General features: G+C 41.7%; 1 pseudogene. It reads right to left on the reverse strand.

From position 1 onward, the window contains the following. Positions 1-580 (reverse strand): annotated as a pseudogene (locus GSY47_RS00005) (hypothetical protein); the annotation flags it as partial.

Raw genomic sequence — 580 nt, forward strand, 5'->3', positions numbered from 1 at the left:
CATCTGAAGGATTTAGTTTTACTCCGTTTTTAGTATCATTGTCCAGAACATTTACTCCTAATATCTGTGAAGTGTTTGATCCTGTAACCGATGCTACTGTATCCGGATTGGCTACTAAATCTCCTGCTGTAACTGGCACAACTGAGATTACCTGATCGCAGTTTCCTGAATTGTTATTGTCGCAGATTCTGTATTCTACATTGTAGTTTCCTTTTGGAGTATTCGGAGAAACCGTGATTGTTCCGTTGGCATTCAGTGTCAAGCCTGTTGGCAATGTCCCGACAATGCTGATTGTTACTTCTCCAGGATTAGTTCCTGTAACAAATGGTTTTCCGTCAAGGGTATCATTGGCTGTCAATGAAGCGGTTGTTCCTCCCGTATTTCCGTTGATGGAAGCTGTCGTTTCTGTAACTGCATCAATAACCGGTGCTTTAACTGTTACCTTAACGGTATTTGATTTACAGTTGTCCGTATTCAGTTTTTCACAGATGGTATAAGTCAGTTCATAATCTCCTGCCGGTGCGTTAGCTCCAAGAGTTACCGTTCCGTCTGGATTCAATACCAGATATCCTTTTGGATC

This window comes from Flavobacterium quisquiliarum (assembly GCF_019308285.1).
In the GTDB taxonomy this organism is placed as follows: domain Bacteria; phylum Bacteroidota; class Bacteroidia; order Flavobacteriales; family Flavobacteriaceae; genus Flavobacterium; species Flavobacterium quisquiliarum.